Below are 17,345 nucleotides of genomic sequence, written 5' to 3'. Positions count from 1 at the left end.
GTCAGTGCGGCTCGCCGGCCGGCCGCGGCGATCGAGGCTCGCCTTCCGACAGGGCGACGCGGTCGCCGCCGAGCCCCTTGGCCCGGTACATCGCCCGGTCCGCGCGACCCAGCAACTCTTCCACTGCGGTGCCGATCTCCCGCCCATCGACAACCGCATGCGCGACGCCTATCGAGGCGGTCAGCGGGGACCGATCGGTGGCGTTGCACAGTCGGATTCGTAGTACCTCAGCGCTGGCGACAACCGAGTCACGGTCATCGAGGGCAACAATGGCGAACTCTTCGCCGCCGAGCCGGACGGTGATGGCGGGTGCCGGAAACACGTCGAGGATGCGGGAGGCCGCCAGCCGGATCACGGCGTCTCCCTGCAGATGGCCGTATCGGTCGTTGACGGCCTTGAAGTTGTCGATGTCCATCACCACGGCCGTCATTCCGGTTGCCGATCCCGGCCGTAGTCGCAGGTTCCCGATCGCAGCGTCGAATCCCCGCCTGTTCTGCAATCCGGTGAGGGGGTCGTAGAACGCGCCGGTGGCATCGCGTCGCAGCATCATCATGAACGTGTGCACGATCAGCGGCGCCGAGAACATCACCAGTATCAAGATCACCAGGTAGACCGTGGCCAGTAACCGTAGTTCGGGTTCGGCCACCAAGGCCGAGCCGTACAGCACCGCGGTCGTGACCAAGGCGAAACCGTAGTGGGCAGTGAGCAGCTTGGGACCGTGGAACCCCACGACGTAACTGCCGATGACGGTGAACAGGGCGGCGGTCGGCAGAACCGTCGTGGGAACACCGATGGTGAGCACCACGGCCGCGAGGACGACGTCGGCGTAGAAGACGAAGGCGATCGACATCTGCCAGCTCGGCCAGCCACCGACCCACCAGGCGACCCCGACCGGGATTGTCGTAGCGACGGTGAACCACAGTGCAGCCGTACCCAAAGTGCCTTCGGCGAGGCCCGGCACCACCAACCCGATGGCCGCCGCCGCGCCGAACAGCCAGCACCAGAGGCCGATGAGGATCTTCGTGATCTCGAGCGCCTGCTGCGAGCGCGCGAAGGCAACGTTCCATCCGTAGTCGACTGGAAGTGCCCACCATTCGCGCAGACTGTTCACGTATCTCGAGCGGCTTTCCTCGTGTCCCGACTTGGATGAACCAGTGAACCACAGAAGATACCGCCTGGTACGCGAACGGCAGATGTCTTCGGCAGGCGTCAGCCGCGCATGCCGTCCGCCAATTCGAGCACTCGGCCGGCATAGGTGCCGACGAACGCATCGAGTGCCTGCTGCGACAACTCGGGGCAACCCGCTCGGCGAAAGTAATGTTCGAGATCGACCAGCCGGTCCCCCATCCCGACGCGTTGGCGGTCGAGGGCCTCGAGCTCGGCGACCAGTGCTTTGAGCTCCGCTACCTTGCGCAACACGTCGTCCATCGCCGTCACCGTCCACTCGCTCGGGTGTCATATGTAGGAGCGGTGGAGCAAGGCTTCCCTCCTCGCTCCACCGACTCGAACTCTACTCCCGATCGAACAGGTGTGCGAATCATATCGACACATTCGCCGGTTTGTACCATCCAACTTGTGCACAAACCCGAAAAGTGACCTACAGTCTGTGCCATGCTCCAGAAAAGGGGTCCGAACGGCGTTCGGCCGCCAGGCTCGACCAGCCCAATCCAGTTGGCACTCTTAGCAATACTCATTATCGCGGCGATCGCTCTTGTCGTACTCGCCATCGCCGAGGGCCGCTTCTAGCCGTTCGCCATCGAGCGTGTGCGGCGATGCCCCGCGTTCACTCCTACCGCTTCGCCACTGACGCTCCGCGGGCTGCGCCGGCATTCTCGCCGACGCAGCCCCTTCGGGTCAGGATCCGAGGATTGCGCTCACTGCGGCGCTGCCGCTCTCGGCACTTCCGCTGCCGATGAGCCCGAGGATGACGTCGACGATGATCTTGGCGATGAATGCGTCCATAACTACTCCTGATGTGAAGTACCCCCGACGGGATACAGACGGACCTGCGAGTGCCGTGACCATTCGTGACCGATCACAACGAGTCGGAAGGTAGCAGGCCGATTCGTCCAAACGGTGACGCTGTGACTGCCGCAACAATCCATTCGCCTGATGTACAAATATCTTGATTTGTACACACGGGATACAAATTGCGCGTATTGTCCACAGCACAGTGATCCGCCCTACACGAGGAGTGACGATGACGGCATCGAATGTCGACGATCAGGCACAGGCGCCCGTCGACGAGTGGCACGACCGCAAGCGATACCTCTGGCTCATGGGCCTGATCCCGCCGACGGCGGTGTTTCTGGCAACCGGCCTGGTGTGGGCTTTCAACCAGCTCGGCTGGAACGCCGTGGCGCCGGTCTGGTGGTGGATCGGCGCGCTGCTCGTCTACGGGTTGCTCCCGATCCTCGACAGGTTCTTCGGACCGGACGGCGACAACCCGCCCGACGAGGTGATGAAGGCGCTCGAGGAAGACAAGTACTACCGCTACTGCACGTACGCCTACATTCCGTTCCAGCTCGCCAGCCTGGTGTTCGCCTGCTACCTCTGGTCCGCCGACAACCTCTCGTGGCTCGGCATCGACGGCGGCCTGGGGCTGCTCTCGAAGATCGGCCTGGCCATCAGCATCGGTGTCATGGGCGGCGTGGGCATCAACACCGCACACGAGCTCGGTCACAAGAAGGACGACCTCGAGCGCTGGCTGTCGAAAATCACACTGGCACAGACGTTCTACGGCCACTTCTACATCGAACACAACCGCGGTCACCATGTGCGCGTCGCTACTCCCGAGGATCCGGCTAGCTCCAAGTTCGGTGAGAGCTTCTGGGCCTTCCTCCCCCGCAGCGTGTGGGGAAGCCTGCGGTCGTCCTGGGAGCTCGAGAAGACTCGCATGGAGCGACTGGGCAAGAGCACGTGGAGTATTCACAACGATGTACTCAACGCGTGGCTGATGTCCGTCGTCCTCTACACGGTCCTTGCCGTTGTGTTCGGCCCGATCGTGTTGCCGTTCTTGGTCGTTCAGGCAATCTACGGCTTTTCGCTGCTCGAAACGGTCAACTACCTCGAGCACTACGGCCTGCAGCGCCAGAAGAAGGACAACGGCCGTTACGAGCGATGCACCCCCGAGCACAGCTGGAACTCCGATCACATTGTGACCAACATCTTCCTGTATCACCTTCAGCGGCACAGTGATCACCATGCCAACCCCACCCGGCGCTACCAGACTCTGCGCAGCATGGACGGAGCACCCAACCTGCCGAGCGGTTACGCAAGCATGATCTCGCTGGCCTACTTGCCGCCCGTGTGGCGCAAGGTGATGGATCACCGCGTTCTCGATCACTACGACGGCGACATCACTCGTGTCAACATCCAGCCGTCGAAGCGGGAGAAGATCCTCGCCGCATACGGCGCGAAGTGATGGCTGCCTACGAGTGCCCGGTGTGCGAGTTCGTCTACGACGAGACCGCGGGCGCACCGCGCGAGGGCTTCCCGGCCGGAACTCCGTGGTCCGAGGTACCCGACGAGTGGCCGTGCCCCGACTGCGGCGTCCGAGAGAAAATCGACTTCAGGAGCAAGCAATGAAGCTTTACCGCTGTGTGCAGTGCGGATTCGAGTACGACGAAGAGCTCGGCTGGCCCGAGGACGGCATCGAACCCGGCACGCGTTGGGACGACATTCCCGACGACTGGTCGTGCCCCGACTGCGGTGCGGCCAAGGCCGATTTCGAGATGGTCGAGGTCGAGCGCGGGTGACCGCTCGCCAACCCGGCAACGTCGTGATCGTCGGCGCCGGGGCCGCCGGATACACCGCCGCCAAAGTGCTTCGCGCCGAGGGCTTCACCGGATCCATCACGATCGTCGGTAGCGAACCGGAGACCACGTACCGTCGACCGACTGTCTCCAAGGAACTGCTGCTGGGTACGAAATCGGTCGATCAGGTTCAGCTCGGTGCAGCCATCGACGGGGTCGATGTTCGCGCAGGCGTCACGGCCACCGCCGTCACCGATTCCGAGGTGCACCTGGACGAGGGAGCTCCGGTCCCGTACGACGCCCTGCTGCTGGCAACGGGTTCTCGTGCACGACAACTCGACCTACCGGGTGCCGCGCACATGTTCACCCTTCGCACCGCAGCCGATGTCGCCCCGCTGCAGGCCGACATCGTCCGAACGAGATCACTGTTGGTGATCGGCGGCGGCCTGATCGGGTGCGAGGCGGCGGCAGCGGCACGATCGCTCGGTGCCGAGGTCACGGTGTTGGAGGCGGCATCGGCTCCGCTGAATCGGATCGCACCGGCCGCGATCTCGCAGATGTACCGAGACCTGCATGCCGACAACGGTGTCACGATGCACACCGACGTCGCCGTGACCGGCCTGGAGAAGCTGGCCGACGGCACCGTTCTCGCAACCTCCGAGGACGGTCGTTCATGGTCCGCCGGCACCGTGCTGATGTCCGTCGGCTCGGTCGCGAACACCGAGCTCGGGGCGGACCTGGGCCTCGAGACCGCGTCGGGAATCCTGGTGGACGCCGGCATGCGTACGTCGAGACCGAACGTCTACGCCGCGGGCGACGTCGCCGAAGTTCCCAACTCGGTACTCGGCGGGACGTATCGGAGTGAGCACTGGAACGGAGCCGTCGATCAGGCGACCCGGGCGGCGCGATCCATCCTCGGTCTCGATGTGGGTGCTCTCGATGTTCCGTGGGGATGGTCCATGCAGCACGGCGTCAACCTGCAATTCGCGGGGTGGACCGATGCACGCGACGAGTATTTCGTGGTTCGCGGCTCCATCGAAAGCCGTCGGTTCACGGCCTGCGCGGTGCGCGGCGACAGGCTCGTCGGGGCAATCGGGGTAGGTCATCCCAAGGACATCCGGCAGGTCCGCACCCTCATCGCGAGCGCGGACCCCGTCGAACGGAACAGTCTCGAAGAAGGTTGGCTGGACAGGCCACATGCGGTCGTTCGATAGAGTCGTGTTCATGCCCGCCGCCGAACAGACGTCGACTCCCGGTCGATACCGTGAAGCCGCGTCCACTCTGGCGCGCGATGTGGCGCTCGATGCGCTGCGCGAGTTGTTGCACGAGCGCAACTGGCGCAACGTCACGATGAGCCACATCGCCAAGGCCGCGGGGTTGAGCAGGCAGAGTCTGTACAACGAGTTCGGTTCGCGACGCGGTGTCGCACAGGGTTATGCCATCAGATTGACGGACGCGTTCGTCGCGATGTGCGAGACCGCGCTGTACCAACACGAGAACGATGCGTCGGCCGCTCTGAGACAGGGCTTTTCGTCGTTCTTCGAGCTGAGCGGTCTGGATCCACTCGTCCGATCTCTGCACAGCGGCGACGCGCCAGAGGATCTTCTGCGCCTGATCACCACCGACAGTGAGGTGCTGATCGACCGTGCGGGCGAGCGTCTGGCGGAGACATTTCAGCGTGGATGGGTGGGCGCAAGTCCACGACAGGCCGACGTCATCAGCAAGTCCATCGTGCGCCTGGCCCTGAGCTACATTCCCGAGCCGCCCGACGATGTCGCCTCTGCCGCAGACGATCTCGCCCTGCTGCTGACGCCGTTCATCGACTCCATCGCCGGTGGTGCTCCAGCCGAGTCCTGACCCGTCAGGATTTGTCGGCAGGAACGAGCACGATGTCGAAATCGGCCCGCGCCCATGTCGTGTCGCCCACGTCTCGACCGTCCGGTGTCGGGGTGCCCGCCGGCTGCTCCACGAAGTCCTTGATCAACGAATCCTTGACCCCGAACACCGTGTCGCTGTCCAACAGTTCGTCACCCCGAACGAAGATGTGCGTCACCAACGTTCGCATCCCCGGTGACGTGACCATGAAATGCAGGTGCGATGCCCGCATCGGCGAGCGGCCGGTTGCCGCGAGCATTCGCCCGACAGGGCCGTCGTGCGGAATGGGGTACGGAGTCGGTGTCAGCGCCCAGAATCGATAGCGCCCGTCGTCGTCGCTGTAGAGATGAGCTCGACCGCCGACGCGGGCGTCGTCGTACTGAACGTCGTAGAACCCGTCCTCGTCGGCCTCCCACACCTCGAGCCGGGCACCGGGAATCGGGCTACCGTCGGTGTCCCGTACGGTTCCTTCTACCCAGCACGGTTGTCCTGCAGCACCTCCCGACGCATCACCACCGTTCTCGATGCGCGGTGCGTCGTCGACGAAGAATGGGCCGAACACCGTTGCTTCGGTCGCACCCACGTGGGCAGGATTGTTGACGTTGATGGTCTGCATCGACGCACCGAGTACGTCGGACAGCAGAATGAACTCCTGACGACGATCGTCGGTGATGTGCCCGACCTCGGTCAGGAACGAAACAGCGGTGTTCCACTCGCCTTCGGTCAAGCGCACGTCCCGAATGAATCCGTGCAGATGCCGCACCAGCGACGTCATCACCTGTTTCAGTCGCGGATCGGTGCACTCACCGAACGAGCCGATGACGGTGTCCACCAGTCGTTCTTCGACGGCGGTTTGGGCTTCGGAGACGGTCTCGTCGGTCATACGCTCGCTCACTGTTCGCTCTCGTTCGGCCGCTCGCCGGCCCACGCTGCTCGAAGAATTGTGGTGACGGCCTCGCGGGTGACGGGACGGGGGTTTCCGTACGATCGGCTCGTCGCTTCCTCGGCGATCCGGTCGATGTCGCTCTCCTGCATGCCCAGTTCGGCCAGGGATCGGGGCGCGCCGAGGGTCCGGCACAGGTCCCACAGTCGTCGGGCCGGGTCTGCTGTGCCCGGTAGCGCCCGGGTCAGAGCTGCCACCGCTTCCGGCGCGTGCGACTGGTTGAAGGCCAACACGTGCGGAAGCACCACGGTATGGGTCGGGGCGTGCGGCAGATTCAGCGTTCCCCCCAGTGCATGACACAGCTTGTGATGCAACGACATCGTCGTGCTGCCGAGCGTCGCGCCGCACAGCCATGCGCCGTAGAGGGCGTCACTGCGCCCCTGTGGGTCGGACGGATCGGCGACGATCACCGGGAGCGCGGATGCGAGTGCTCGTACCCCGTCCTCGGCCATCAGTGCGATGATCGGGCTGATGTCGGGTGCGTACAGCGCTTCCACCGCATGGGCGACGGCGTTGATACCGCTGGTCACCGACAGCCCCACCGGAAGACCTGCCGTCAGGTCGGGGTCGTAGAGGACGCTGCGCGGCAATACCGCTGTGTCGCGGCCGGTTTCCTTGCGTCCGTCGGTCGTCATGCCCCACACCGGTGTCATCTCCGACCCGGCGTAGGTGGTGGGCACGGCCACGATGGGCACACGGTGTTCGAGTGCGATGGCCTTACCGAGCCCGATTGCCGATCCGCCGCCGACGGTCACGCAGCCGTCGGCCCCGAGTGAGACGGCCTCCGCGTTGGCTCGGGCGGCCAGGTCGGCCGGGACGTGCATCACGGCGTCCGAACGGATTCCTACACAACGATCCCCGAGGATGGATGCCACCCGGTCTGCGACGCTCTGCTGGCTCGGAGAGCACAGCACCAACACCCGGCGAAGTCCGAGGTGATCGAGTTCGTCGGCCACGCGCTCCAGAGAACCAGAGCCGAATCGCACTCGCATCGGGTTGGCCTCGTAGGCGAAGTCGCCGATCATCGCGACAGCACCGAGGTCAGAGCCTTCCGAAGTGCACCTTCGGGGTCGTCGACGAGTTCTTCTGCACGCCAACAGATGTGCTTGTCGGGACGCACGAGCAGCGCGCCGCTCTCGGACACCTCGCGAAGCCGAGCCCAGTCGAAGTACAGATCGGTCACCTCGCGTCCCGGTCCGATGACGACGGCCTCGAGCGGCACACCGAGTTCCTGGGTGATCGCGGCCGCGGCCGCCTCCCACGCCGATCCGGCAACTCCGGTGATGAGCGTGAAGCGCTCGTAAGGCGCAATGTCGAGCATTGCGCGCTTGTTCAGATGATCGCCCACCCAGGCGTGGGGAAGGTGAGATCCGGGCAGGGTGGACACCTGGTAGTACAGGTCGCGGTCTCGTTCAGGTTCGGGCAGCGCCCCCTCCGATACGATGGCCGACGACGTGTAGAACTGCCCCAATTCCACTCCGTGCGCATTGAATTCGTAGTTCTTGGTCTCCATCGCAGCGGCGAGTGCCGTTCGCTTGGCAGCGCCGGCAGGCGTGTTCGCCTTGCGCTCTTCGATCCGTTCGATCATCTCGGCCTCGGTCTTCGCGTCGGTGACGCCCAGCGCGTCGAACAGGCCTGCGAATTCACGACTGGAGCGATTGGCCCGCTCGACGATCCGCTTCGCCACCGGGGCTCGCTCGGCACTGTAGGTATCGAGCAAGGATTCACCGGCACGGCCCTTCAGTACCGCGGCGAGCTTCCACGCCAAGTTGTAGGAATCCTGGATCGAGGTGTTGGACCCCAGACCGTTGCTCGGCGGATGTCGGTGGATCGCGTCACCGGCACAGAACACCCGCCCCTTCTGCAGATGTGTGGCGTGGGCTTCGTTGTTGCCCCACAACGAGGTTCCGGTGATCTCGACCTCCAGCTCCGGCATGCCCAGCAGGTTCCGGACGATCGCGATGGCGGCGTCCTCGTCCACTACCGGCGGCGGCACCGAGATGTCGAATCCCCAGACGACGAGCCACTCGTTCCAGGGCCGAACCATCCGCACCAGGCCGGCACCGATGCCGCCCACATTCGATCCGGGCTGAATCACCCAGTACAGCACCGACGGTCGATGCCCGACGTACTCGGCGATGTCGGCCTTGAACGTGATGTTCATCGACCCGGCGATGTCCATCGCGCCCTCGAACGGCAGGTCGATGTCGGCTGCGACCTTCGACCGGGCTCCGTCCGCACCGATGAGGTACTTGGCTCGGATCGTGTACCGATTGCCGGTCAGCCGATCCATCACGGACACACTCACTCCCGAGTCGTCCTGCACATGGGAGAGGTATTCGGTCGAGAACTGGGTCTGCGTTCCTCGCATCGTCGCGTTTTTCACAAGGATCGGCTCGAGGTAGGTCTGCGGGATGTCGACGGTCAGGCACGGAGATGCGAGCTGGTAGTCCGCCTCGCGGTCGGCACCCGTTCCCCACGTACGGATTCGGCCGATCTCCTCGCCCGCGATGGACGTGCAGAACACCGTGTCCCCGACGAGTTCGTGCGGGGTCGCGTCGGCGAGCACCTGCTCGGCGATTCCCACGTCCCGGAAGATCTCCATCGTCCGTTGGTTCGTGATGTGCGCGCGGGGAGTGTTGGCCGTCCAGCGGTACTTGGTGATCATGATGTTGGGAATGCCGAGAGTGGACAGCAGCAGGGCCGCGGAACCGCCCGCGGGTCCCGATCCGACGATGAGCACGTCGGTCTCCACCACCGAGGAATCGGGCAGTGCAGTCGCCTTCTGACCGTCGTCGAATACCGGCATCGGATCACCCTTCGTCGTGCCCGACTCTGGTCTCGGGCCCTACGACCGAGTGTCCTGCATCACGTATCGGGATTAACCGAATGCCGGCGAGGTCGGCGCAAATCGACAGACATGGCCGATTTCTTCGGGTGTCACCCGGCTGCCCTGGTGATCACGGCATCGCGTCGGACATCGGATGCGCGACGGCCGAATCTCGCGACGAACGACCGCGAAAAGTATGTGGCGGATGCGAATCCGCACGAGAGTGCGATGTCAGCGACGGTCATCGATGCGTCGAACGGGCCGGTGAGCTGCGCGTGGGCCCGCTCGAGCCGACGTTCGAGGATGTACTTGGGCACGCTGGTGGCGTCGTCGGCGAACACCCGGGACAGGTGCCGGGCACTGATTCCGACCGCACGTGCCACCTGCGCGGCGGACAGCGACGCGTCGGACAGTCGCTGTTCGATGAACGATCGCGCCGCCGCTCGATGGGCCGAGTTCAGGTCTGCGCGAGCACCGGTGGTCAGCACCGAGACGAGTTCGAGGATCGCGCGCTCGTCCGGAGGTGTCGGGTCGCGTCGACTGGTGGCACGCCCTACCTGCCGAGCGAGTGCTGCGGCGTGCACGTTTCCGTTCGGCGAGAAGTCGAGCACCGTGGGTTCCGACGGCACCGCCGCTCCCGTTACGTCCGCGAACACCGACCGCGGCAGCTTCAGCACCAGCTCTTCGAGCCCGTGCGAGAAGCCTCGCATGAACGCTCGGTCTGCGTCGAACACCAACCCTTGCCCCGGGCCGACGGAGCGAATGCCGTCCGCGGAGTAGAAGAACGCATCGCCGACGAGGCTGAAGTACATCATCACCGAATCCGACGGCTGCTGTCTGATCAGCTCTGCGTCGCGCTCGACCACGTGCGATGTTCCGATGACCCGAGCCAGGTCGACCGAATCGAGTCGAAGATTGGTACCCGTCGCCTCGAGTTGCTCGACCTCCAGCATGCGGCACCGCAGCCCGATGAGTACGTCCGCGTTGTGTCCCTCCCAGCGCTCGATCCGCTCCTCGAGCGGGAGATCGAGAGTGGAGAACTCGACGGGAACGGGCATGGGCTCGATTGTCCTCCGCGTACGCCGGTTGCGTCGGCGATTTGCGGTCGAGGGTGGTGCGCTCAGTGTCCACAATTCGACCGCTGAGGCGGAATCCCGTGGTTGGAGTCGAATAGTGGGCGGTGAGCTCAGTCGACATCGATACGACTGCGCGGAGGGCCAGTAGGCGCGCTTCTCCCTCCCTCCCGCAGGGCGACCACAGTCCATCCCGCGCCAACCAACGACAAGGCCAATACAGCTCCAATTGCGATCATGCGTCAATAATGGACTGGTTTTACCATGAATAGTTCAGTCCAGTGTGCGACAGTGGACTGCATGGACTCGTTCGACGCCACCGCGATCTCGGCCCCGGAGTTGGCAGCACGTATCGGCCCGTCGACGCTGCGCAACAGATCCGGTGGTCCGCTCTACCTCGAGATCGCCGACGAGTTGCGGCGGCTGATCGAGAACGGCGAGGTGTCGGCTCAGACGCGGCTACCCGCCGAGCGGGCACTCTCGATCAGTCTGGACGTCAGTCGGGTCACGGTGGCGTCGGCCTATCGCCACCTTCGTGAAGGTGGCTGGATCAGCGCCCAACGGGGCTCGGGCACATACGTTTCCCCGACGGGGTCGATGCCGGCGTGGAGTTCCCTCGCCGGCGACCGTGACAGTGCCACAGTGGAATTGGTCAACGCGTCACCGTCGGCTTCTCCCCTGCTGGCCGATGCGTACAGAACCGCGGCCGAAAGGATTCAGGGCCGATTCGCGTCCGGCGGCTATGCCCCACTCGGCCTGTTCGAGCTCCGCGAATCGATCGCCGCCTACTACCGGGGGCGCGGAGTGCCGACCACGGCCGAGAACATCCTCGTCACCTCCGGTGCCACCGACGCCATCCATGCCGTGTTGGCGACATTCACCGAGCCGGGCGCCCGCGTGTTGGTCGAGCACCCGACGTATCCGGGTGTCGTCGAACTCGTCCACTCGCTCGGCGGCCGATGCATCCCGGTGCCCATCGACCCGGATCACACCGAGGAGTTCGTGCCGGCCGCAGACCGTGCCGCACGTCAAAGCGCACCGACCCTGGCCTATTTCATGCCCGACTTCTCCAATCCATCGGGAGCTCGACTCCCCCTCGGCACCCGCCGACAGCTGTCCGCGACGATGCACCGCCACGCAGTACTGACCATCGTCGACGAGGTAGCAGCGGACCTGTCCCTCGACGGGTCGCCCGACATCGAACCCTTCGGGGCGGCAACGCCGGATAGTGCGACGGTGACGATCGGGTCGACGAGCAAGACGGTGTGGGGTGGGCTGCGAGTCGGGTGGGTTCGCGCGGAGTCAGGGCTGCTGGCGAGAATTGCCGCCACCTATGCGCGACGCCAACTGTCGACGTCCGTTCTCGATCAACTCGCTGCGGTCGAGTTGATGGGCAAATACGACGAGGTACGCCGAGTGCGCGCCGACATATCGAGAGTCGCACGTGATCACACCGTTGCTCTGATGCGAGACCGATTGCCTGATTGGCACTTTCGCGTTCCGGACGGCGGGCTGGCATTGTGGTGCTCCCTGCCCGACGGTCTTCGATCCAGTGCCCTTGTCGCCGAAGCTCAGTCGCACGGCGTGCTGCTGGCACCCGGACTACGATTCGGGACGGGATATGCCTTCGACGACCGTCAACGCATCCCCTTCACTCGTTCACTTCCCGACATCACCTCGGCTGTGGATATTCTCGCGCGCCTGTCTGCGGCGGACAGGTCGACGGAGGTCGTCCCATCGAACAGGCCCGCGACCGTGGTCTGATCGACGCTGGCACCCGCGCCCCCATGCCAGGTGGTACGTCAGGGCCCAAGAGCCTCGACGATCGACGCGATGCGACGGTCACGGGTGTCGGCGCGCTTGGCGTCGGCGACCGATCGTGCGTGTTCTTTCCTCTTCGACGGAGACAGTGCGTCGAATGCTGCGCGCACCGCAGGTTCGGCGTCGAGTGCAGTGGCGAGCTCGGCCGGTAGCTCGACGGTGCGCGGTTCGGCATCGAGTTCGATGGTCACGTCGACGGTGTCGCCGGCCTCGACTCCGAGCGTGGCGCGCACACTCTTGTTCAGGCCCAGCAGGTTCTCCCCACCCATGCGCCCGATGCGTCCCGCCACAGTCTGCCCACCGATCGTGAACCGCACCGGCGGCGTCTTGGTGCTGCCGAGTGACGCGACCTGGGCGTCGGTCAGCACGATCGCAGCCGCTGGGCCGCGAGGCTCGAGGACCGTGGTCAGTTGAAGAACCGTCGACGTCATCGGCACAGAATAGGCGCGACTACAGGGCTGAGTGTCCACAATTCGCGTCGACAGGCGGAATCCCGCACGCCGACGCAAAAAGTGGACAACCAGCGCGACTGCCTGTCAGGACTCCGATTCGATGATGCGCTTGATTGCCGCCACGGTGCGCGGAATGCCGTCGAGCGCGGCCTTGCTGCGGGTGTCGATCTGCTCCTGCGCGGAGTCGCCGAATTTGCGGTGGAAGAAAGCGATGCCGTCGGGCAGGAAGTTCCAGTTCTCGGTCAGTCGGGTACCACCGTCCACCGGTTCGAGTGTGTATCCCCAGCGCACGAAGTTGTCGCCGACGACCCACGCGAATTCGCGTCCGGGCTCGGCCACAGCGACGGTCGAGACCGTTTCCCAGGTGCGGTCGGGAGTGACGTTGCGTCCGGTGAACGTCGATCCCACACCGCCGCCGTCGGGTTCGTTCCACCGGCATTCCTGGCAGATCGGGCTCCATTCACCTGTTCGAGTGACGTCGGATACGACGGCGTAGACGTCCTCGGGCGATGCGGCGACGACGACGGAATCGGAGAATTCGAGTGCTGTCATGCCTCCATTGTCCCTCGAGCGTCACGCAGCTCTGAGCAGCGTCGCTGCCGACAGCAGAATCATTGGCACGCAGCGCTATTGGAGTTCACACTCGAACCATGAGCGAGACACCCCGAATGTTCCCACCAGAACTCCGCGACCGACTCCTACGTCATCGAATCCTCGTGCTCGACGGCCCCCTCGACGACGACAACGGCACCGTCCTCACCACCCATCTGTTGACGATGGCGGCCGAGAACCCGTCGGCCGATATCGCGCTGTGGATTCACTCCCCTGGCGGATCGGTTCCTGCCATGCTCGCGATCCGCGACGTGATGCACCTGATTCCCTGCGACGTCTCGACGTTGGCACTCGGATTGGCCTGCAGCGCCGGTCAATTCCTGCTGTCGTCGGGAACGCACGGAAAGCGCTACGCACTACCGCATTCGCGGATTCTGATGCACCAGGGCTCGTCCGGCATCGGTGGTTCTGCTGTCGAAGTGGAGGTGCAGGCCAACGATCTTCGACATACCCGCGATACGGTGCTCGGTCTCATCGCCGACGACACCGGGCAGACACGAGAACAAATATTCGACGACTCGTTGCACGATCGTTGGTTCACCGCGGACGCCGCGCGTGACTACGGGTTCGTCGACGCCATCGTCAGTTCGTTCGATCAGGTCATGCCTGCGCGTCGGGTGTCGTTCGGGATGGAGATGGCCCGATGAGTACGTACACCATTCCCAATGTCGTCACCCGTGATTCGCGCGGCGAACGCGTCGTCGACGTCTATTCGCATCTGCTCAGCGAACGCATCGTGTACCTCGGTACCGCACTGGATGCCGGTGTTGCGAATGCGATGATCGCGCAGCTGTTACATCTCGAGGCCGACTCGCCCGATCAGGAAATCTCGATGTACATCAACTGCGAGGGCGGCGATACTGCGGCCATGTTGGCGATCTACGACACGATGCAGTTCATCGGATCCCCCGTCGCCACAACATGTGTGGGGCAGGCAGTGGCGGCCGGCGCGGTGCTGCTCGCCGCAGGTGCACCGGGTCGACGGTCGGCGTTGACGCACAGCCGGGTGGTGTTGCATCAGCCTGCAGGGCAAGGGCGAGGCACCATTCCCGATCTCATTCTCGCCGCCGACGAGATCGTCAGGGTACGCGCCGAGATGGAGATGATTCTGGCGAAACACACCGGACGCGATGCCGCGAAGATTCGGCACGACACCGACCGTGACCTGGTGTTGACGGCTCCGTCGGCGCTGCAGTACGGCCTGGTCGACCAAGTCCTCGAAGGACGACGTCAGGCAGCCATCAACGTCGCATTGCCGCGGGACAGGTCGTGATGCGCCAGACCTGAAATTTCGGCCATCGACGTGCCGAGTGCCCCGACGACGGCCGCAAGGATCTCACTCGACGGGTCCTTGCGGCCGCGTTCGAGCTCCGAAAGATACTGCGGTGCAATCCCTGCGCGCGCCGCCGTGTCCGCGAGTGTGTCGCCGCGGGAGTGTCTGCGCTCGCGCAGCCGGCGTCCGACCACCTCACGCCACAGCGGTTCCACTGCGCGTGCTGCTCGGCGCTCATCGATTCGTATGACCTCGCCCATGATCGGAGCCTAAGCCTCGATTCCATGGAGGGTCGGCGATTCTGCTCAGGGCAGAGAACCTTCCGGTCACCCAGGCTTCGCCCATTCGATGGTGTGCCTGAATCCGACGCGATGTCGCATCGTCGCTCCGGGCAGTATCGCGTCGACCGACCGCTTCACTTCGTCGAAACTGAGCACCGGGTCCTTGACCGGGAAGGGTGCCGGTTGCTTTCCCGCCGGGCTCCGCCAAGGATGGCCGACGAAGCCGATCAGCGGGTTGGTCACGATGGATACGGCGTCCCACAGCAGGTCCCGGGGACTTCGTGGCGCAGCCATACCCACGACGAGCAGCCGGCCGTTCGGCGCGAGAACACGCTCGACGTGGCGAAGCGTGTCGTCGATGTCGAGGTGGTGGAGAACGGCGATCATCGTGATCAGATCGACGGATTCGTCCGCCCACGAGTCGAGTTGGCGTTCGGAGACAGTCACATTGGTGACATCGGAGCACGCAAGACCTGTGCGGCGGCGCATGTCGGAGTCGATGTCGACTCCGGTGACGTGATCGAAATACGGTGCGAGAGAGTGCACGAGACCGCCACGGCCACAACCCACGTCGACTGCCTCGCGTCGTCGGCTCGGCAGGTTGGCGAGAATCCAGCTGTGGAAGTAGTCGTTGTGACTCCACGGATGCCTCGCGTTGAGCGCTTGTACCCATTGAGCCCCCTTGCCTCCGATCAGCGAGGTTCCCATTCGTCTGAGCATGCGTCGAGTATCCAGGTCGGTCCCCGGCCGTTGCGCTTGAACATGTTCAAAAATGGGTCTACCGTCCTTTTTGAACACGTTCAGAAAACGAGGTGACCGCATGGCCCGTACATCCGAGACGCGCGACAAGCTGGTCGAAGTGGCTCTTCGGCTGTTTCGCGAAGAGGGGTTCCAGGCCACCACCATGCGCCGGATCGCCGACGAGGCCGGCGTGTCGCTCGGCAATGCGTACTACTACTTCGCCGGCAAGGACGAACTGGTCAACGAGCTGTATGTGGTGATCCAGCGCGATCACCGCGAACGTGCGGAGCAGGTCATCACCCAGGGCGGGTCGCTGTCGGAGAACCTGGCCGCAGTTCTGCATTCCGGCTTGGACGTCCTGACGCCGTATCACGCGTTCGGCGGCGCTTTCCTCCAGCTGGCGCTGCCGACGAGGTCCAGCTCCAGTCCGTTCTCCGAGGAATCCTCCGACGCCAGAGCCATGGCCATCGATCTGATGCGCACCACGTTGGATGCATCCAAGCAGAAGGTACCCGCGTCGCTGAACGATGCACTCCCGCTGCTGCTCTGGATGATCTACATGGGCGTCACGCTGCATTGGGTCACCGATTCGTCCGACAACCAGACTCGCACCCGCACTCTGGTCGACGGGCTCGTGCCCGTCGTATCCAAGGCGGTTCGTCTCGCCCGACTCCCGGTAGCGCGCGGCCTGGTAGCCGATGTCGCCGGTCTCCTGAAACGAATGACCTCTCCAGAAGGGTTGAGCCAATGACCGATTCACCATCGACCGTCGTTCTGTGCGGTGCCTCCGGCTACATCGGCGGGTATCTGCGTAGCTACTACGAGGAACGCGGTATCGGCGTCAGGACGGTCGGACGCGGATCGTCCAGCGATGCACCATGGTCCGACCATCGCACCCTCGTCGAGGTCCTGAACGGGTCCGATCTGGTGGTCAACCTCGCCGGCCGCTCGGTGAGCTGTCGCTACAACAAGGCCAACGCCGACGCGATCATGTCGTCGCGAATTCAGACGACAGCCCAGCTCGGGCGTGCCTTGGCACAAGCACACAATCCGCCCGCGCTGTGGGTCAACGCGAGCACCGGAACCATCTACCGCGATGCCCGCAACAGGTCGATGAGCGAACGGGACGGTGAACTGGGATCGGGCTTCTCGGTCGAGGTGGCCAGATCGTGGGAGCGCGAACTGTTCGACGCCGACGTGTCGATTCGCAGAGTGGCACTGCGGTTGTCGATCGTGTTGGGCGCAGGCGGTGGGGCGATCAACCCCATCATCGATCTGGCGCGAGTGGGGTTGGGTGGCCGCATGGGCGATGGCGGCCAGATGTTCAGCTGGGTGCACGTCGATGATGTCGCTCGGACTCTTGACCATCTGTACGCCACCTCGGACATCGCCGGACCTGTCAACGTGGCGACACCGTTCCCGGTGACCAACGAGGTTCTCATGCACCAGGTTCGATCTGCTCTCGGTCGCGATCACGGACTGGCGACACCGGTATGGCTGCTGAAGCTGGGCGCACGGGTGATCCGAACCGAACCCGAGCTGGTCCTCAAGAGTCGGTGGGTCGAGCCGCAGGTGTTGACCGACAGTGGGTTCGACTTCCGATACCCGACGCTGGAGGGTGCGTTGGCCGACATCGCATCTCGGACGCGACCCGGCCTGCTCCCCGTCGCACTCGGCTGACGGGGAGCT

20 protein-coding genes are annotated in these 17,345 nt (G+C 64.4%); 10 read left to right on the top strand and 10 right to left on the bottom strand.

The window, feature by feature from the left end; translation table 11 throughout:
- Position 1: 1 nt before the first annotated feature.
- A complete protein-coding gene (locus tag CH262_RS20825; RefSeq protein WP_167329710.1) occupies positions 2 to 1,111 on the bottom strand; it encodes a GGDEF domain-containing protein in 1,110 nt (369 codons plus the stop codon).
- A 98-nt stretch (positions 1,112 to 1,209) separates the two neighbouring features.
- Positions 1,210 to 1,428, bottom strand: coding sequence for a hypothetical protein (locus CH262_RS27785; protein ID WP_027495561.1), 219 nt, complete (start codon positions 1,426 to 1,428; stop codon positions 1,210 to 1,212).
- A gap of 772 nt (positions 1,429 to 2,200) precedes the next feature.
- Here CH262_RS27785 and CH262_RS20820 point away from each other — a divergent pair.
- The 5 genes from CH262_RS20820 to CH262_RS20800 are packed head-to-tail and all read left to right on the top strand — an operon-like array spanning position 2,201 to position 5,612.
- Positions 2,201 to 3,424 (top strand): alkane 1-monooxygenase, encoded by a 1,224-nt coding sequence (locus CH262_RS20820; RefSeq protein ID WP_094718448.1) that lies wholly within the window; start codon positions 2,201 to 2,203, stop codon positions 3,422 to 3,424.
- Positions 3,424 to 3,588: a rubredoxin gene (locus CH262_RS20815; protein WP_032366929.1), complete on the top strand. Its 165-nt coding sequence runs from the start codon at positions 3,424 to 3,426 to the stop codon at positions 3,586 to 3,588. The genes CH262_RS20820 and CH262_RS20815 overlap by 1 nt, the downstream gene beginning before the upstream one ends.
- Entirely contained in the window at positions 3,585 to 3,758 is a 174-nt protein-coding gene (locus CH262_RS20810; protein WP_027495558.1) for a rubredoxin, read from the top strand. Before CH262_RS20815 ends, CH262_RS20810 begins: the two co-directional genes overlap by 4 nt.
- The gene (locus CH262_RS20805) at positions 3,755 to 4,969 is read left to right on the top strand and encodes an NAD(P)/FAD-dependent oxidoreductase (RefSeq protein ID WP_094718341.1); all 1,215 of its coding nucleotides are present in this window, start codon (positions 3,755 to 3,757) and stop codon (positions 4,967 to 4,969) included. Before CH262_RS20810 ends, CH262_RS20805 begins: the two co-directional genes overlap by 4 nt.
- Before the next feature lie 10 nt (positions 4,970 to 4,979).
- A complete protein-coding gene (locus CH262_RS20800) occupies positions 4,980 to 5,612 on the top strand; it encodes a TetR/AcrR family transcriptional regulator (RefSeq protein WP_032367367.1) in 633 nt (210 codons plus the stop codon).
- 4 nt (positions 5,613 to 5,616) lie between these two features.
- On the opposite strand, the gene CH262_RS20795 is transcribed toward CH262_RS20800, so the two are convergent.
- The 4 genes from CH262_RS20795 to CH262_RS20780 all read right to left on the bottom strand — a co-directional run bounded on the left by CH262_RS20795 (position 5,617) and on the right by CH262_RS20780 (position 10,461).
- Positions 5,617 to 6,513 carry a dioxygenase family protein gene (locus CH262_RS20795; protein WP_094718447.1) on the bottom strand — a complete coding sequence of 299 codons (897 nt, stop codon included), beginning with the start codon at positions 6,511 to 6,513 and terminating at the stop codon, positions 5,617 to 5,619.
- 8 nt (positions 6,514 to 6,521) lie between these two features.
- A complete protein-coding gene (locus CH262_RS20790) occupies positions 6,522 to 7,598 on the bottom strand; it encodes a maleylacetate reductase (protein ID WP_094718340.1) in 1,077 nt (358 codons plus the stop codon).
- A complete protein-coding gene (locus CH262_RS20785; RefSeq protein WP_094718339.1) occupies positions 7,595 to 9,382 on the bottom strand; it encodes an FAD-dependent oxidoreductase in 1,788 nt (595 codons plus the stop codon). Before CH262_RS20785 ends, CH262_RS20790 begins: the two co-directional genes overlap by 4 nt.
- Before the next feature lie 131 nt (positions 9,383 to 9,513).
- Positions 9,514 to 10,461 carry a helix-turn-helix domain-containing protein gene (locus CH262_RS20780; protein ID WP_179275066.1) on the bottom strand — a complete coding sequence of 316 codons (948 nt, stop codon included), beginning with the start codon at positions 10,459 to 10,461 and terminating at the stop codon, positions 9,514 to 9,516.
- A 315-nt stretch (positions 10,462 to 10,776) separates the two neighbouring features.
- Between CH262_RS20780 and yczR the strand changes: the two genes are divergently transcribed.
- Positions 10,777 to 12,240, top strand: a complete 1,464-nt coding sequence (gene yczR, locus CH262_RS20775; RefSeq protein ID WP_094718337.1) for a MocR-like transcription factor YczR — start codon at positions 10,777 to 10,779, stop codon at positions 12,238 to 12,240.
- 38 nt (positions 12,241 to 12,278) lie between these two features.
- Here yczR and CH262_RS20770 read toward each other — a convergent pair whose 3' ends face one another.
- Together CH262_RS20770 and CH262_RS20765 are read right to left on the bottom strand one after the other, a co-directional pair.
- Positions 12,279 to 12,728, bottom strand: coding sequence for a YdeI/OmpD-associated family protein (locus tag CH262_RS20770; protein ID WP_094718336.1), 450 nt, complete (start codon positions 12,726 to 12,728; stop codon positions 12,279 to 12,281).
- Positions 12,729 to 12,833: 105 nt separating this feature from the next.
- Entirely contained in the window at positions 12,834 to 13,301 is a 468-nt protein-coding gene (locus tag CH262_RS20765) for an SRPBCC family protein (protein WP_094718335.1), read from the bottom strand.
- Between the two features lie 98 nt (positions 13,302 to 13,399).
- On the opposite strand from CH262_RS20765, the gene CH262_RS20760 reads away from it, so the two are divergent.
- A complete protein-coding gene (locus CH262_RS20760; protein WP_032383042.1) occupies positions 13,400 to 14,008 on the top strand; it encodes a ClpP family protease in 609 nt (202 codons plus the stop codon).
- Positions 14,005 to 14,634: a ClpP family protease gene (locus CH262_RS20755; protein WP_032383043.1), complete on the top strand. Its 630-nt coding sequence runs from the start codon at positions 14,005 to 14,007 to the stop codon at positions 14,632 to 14,634. The genes CH262_RS20760 and CH262_RS20755 overlap by 4 nt, the downstream gene beginning before the upstream one ends.
- On the opposite strand, the gene CH262_RS20750 is transcribed toward CH262_RS20755, so the two are convergent.
- Together CH262_RS20750 and CH262_RS20745 are read right to left on the bottom strand one after the other, a co-directional pair.
- On the bottom strand, positions 14,592 to 14,894 hold the full coding sequence (locus CH262_RS20750; RefSeq protein WP_045841141.1) for a helix-turn-helix domain-containing protein: 303 nt from the start codon (positions 14,892 to 14,894) through the stop codon (positions 14,592 to 14,594). The genes CH262_RS20755 and CH262_RS20750 overlap by 43 nt on opposite strands.
- Positions 14,895 to 14,960: 66 nt before the next feature.
- Positions 14,961 to 15,635: a class I SAM-dependent methyltransferase gene (locus CH262_RS20745; protein WP_218829317.1), complete on the bottom strand. Its 675-nt coding sequence runs from the start codon at positions 15,633 to 15,635 to the stop codon at positions 14,961 to 14,963.
- 100 nt (positions 15,636 to 15,735) lie between these two features.
- Between CH262_RS20745 and CH262_RS20740 the strand changes: the two genes are divergently transcribed.
- Positions 15,736 to 16,407 (top strand): TetR/AcrR family transcriptional regulator, encoded by a 672-nt coding sequence (locus CH262_RS20740; RefSeq protein ID WP_094718333.1) that lies wholly within the window; start codon positions 15,736 to 15,738, stop codon positions 16,405 to 16,407.
- Complete coding sequence (locus CH262_RS20735; RefSeq protein WP_094718332.1) at positions 16,404 to 17,336, top strand: TIGR01777 family oxidoreductase; 933 nt, start codon at positions 16,404 to 16,406, stop codon at positions 17,334 to 17,336. The genes CH262_RS20740 and CH262_RS20735 overlap by 4 nt, the downstream gene beginning before the upstream one ends.
- The last annotated feature ends 9 nt before the right edge of the window (positions 17,337 to 17,345 follow it).

This window comes from Rhodococcus sp. 05-2255-1e, assembly GCF_002259025.1.
Lineage (GTDB): Bacteria > Actinomycetota > Actinomycetes > Mycobacteriales > Mycobacteriaceae > Rhodococcoides > Rhodococcoides fascians.
This window is presented reverse-complemented; position numbering and strand designations above follow the sequence as displayed.

Bases quoted from the DNA above. Each gene is read 5' to 3' on its own strand.
- CH262_RS27785 (WP_027495561.1), bottom strand. From the start codon at position 1,428: ATGGACGACGTGTTGCGCAAGGTAGCGGAGCTCAAAGCACTGGTCGCC.
- CH262_RS20820 (WP_094718448.1), top strand. From the start codon at position 2,201: ATGACGGCATCGAATGTCGACGATCAGGCACAGGCGCCCGTCGACGAG.
- CH262_RS20815 (WP_032366929.1), top strand. From the start codon at position 3,424: ATGGCTGCCTACGAGTGCCCGGTGTGCGAGTTCGTCTACGACGAGACC.
- CH262_RS20810 (WP_027495558.1), top strand. From the start codon at position 3,585: ATGAAGCTTTACCGCTGTGTGCAGTGCGGATTCGAGTACGACGAAGAG.
- CH262_RS20800 (WP_032367367.1), top strand. From the start codon at position 4,980: ATGCCCGCCGCCGAACAGACGTCGACTCCCGGTCGATACCGTGAAGCC.
- CH262_RS20795 (WP_094718447.1), bottom strand. From the start codon at position 6,513: ATGACCGACGAGACCGTCTCCGAAGCCCAAACCGCCGTCGAAGAACGA.
- CH262_RS20790 (WP_094718340.1), bottom strand. From the start codon at position 7,598: ATGATCGGCGACTTCGCCTACGAGGCCAACCCGATGCGAGTGCGATTC.
- CH262_RS20785 (WP_094718339.1), bottom strand. From the start codon at position 9,382: ATGCCGGTATTCGACGACGGTCAGAAGGCGACTGCACTGCCCGATTCC.
- CH262_RS20780 (WP_179275066.1), bottom strand. From the start codon at position 10,461: ATGCCCGTTCCCGTCGAGTTCTCCACTCTCGATCTCCCGCTCGAGGAG.
- yczR (WP_094718337.1), top strand. From the start codon at position 10,777: ATGGACTCGTTCGACGCCACCGCGATCTCGGCCCCGGAGTTGGCAGCA.
- CH262_RS20770 (WP_094718336.1), bottom strand. From the start codon at position 12,728: ATGACGTCGACGGTTCTTCAACTGACCACGGTCCTCGAGCCTCGCGGC.
- CH262_RS20765 (WP_094718335.1), bottom strand. From the start codon at position 13,301: ATGACAGCACTCGAATTCTCCGATTCCGTCGTCGTCGCCGCATCGCCC.
- CH262_RS20760 (WP_032383042.1), top strand. From the start codon at position 13,400: ATGAGCGAGACACCCCGAATGTTCCCACCAGAACTCCGCGACCGACTC.
- CH262_RS20755 (WP_032383043.1), top strand. From the start codon at position 14,005: ATGAGTACGTACACCATTCCCAATGTCGTCACCCGTGATTCGCGCGGC.
- CH262_RS20750 (WP_045841141.1), bottom strand. From the start codon at position 14,894: ATGGGCGAGGTCATACGAATCGATGAGCGCCGAGCAGCACGCGCAGTG.
- CH262_RS20745 (WP_218829317.1), bottom strand. From the start codon at position 15,635: ATGCTCAGACGAATGGGAACCTCGCTGATCGGAGGCAAGGGGGCTCAA.
- CH262_RS20740 (WP_094718333.1), top strand. From the start codon at position 15,736: ATGGCCCGTACATCCGAGACGCGCGACAAGCTGGTCGAAGTGGCTCTT.
- CH262_RS20735 (WP_094718332.1), top strand. From the start codon at position 16,404: ATGACCGATTCACCATCGACCGTCGTTCTGTGCGGTGCCTCCGGCTAC.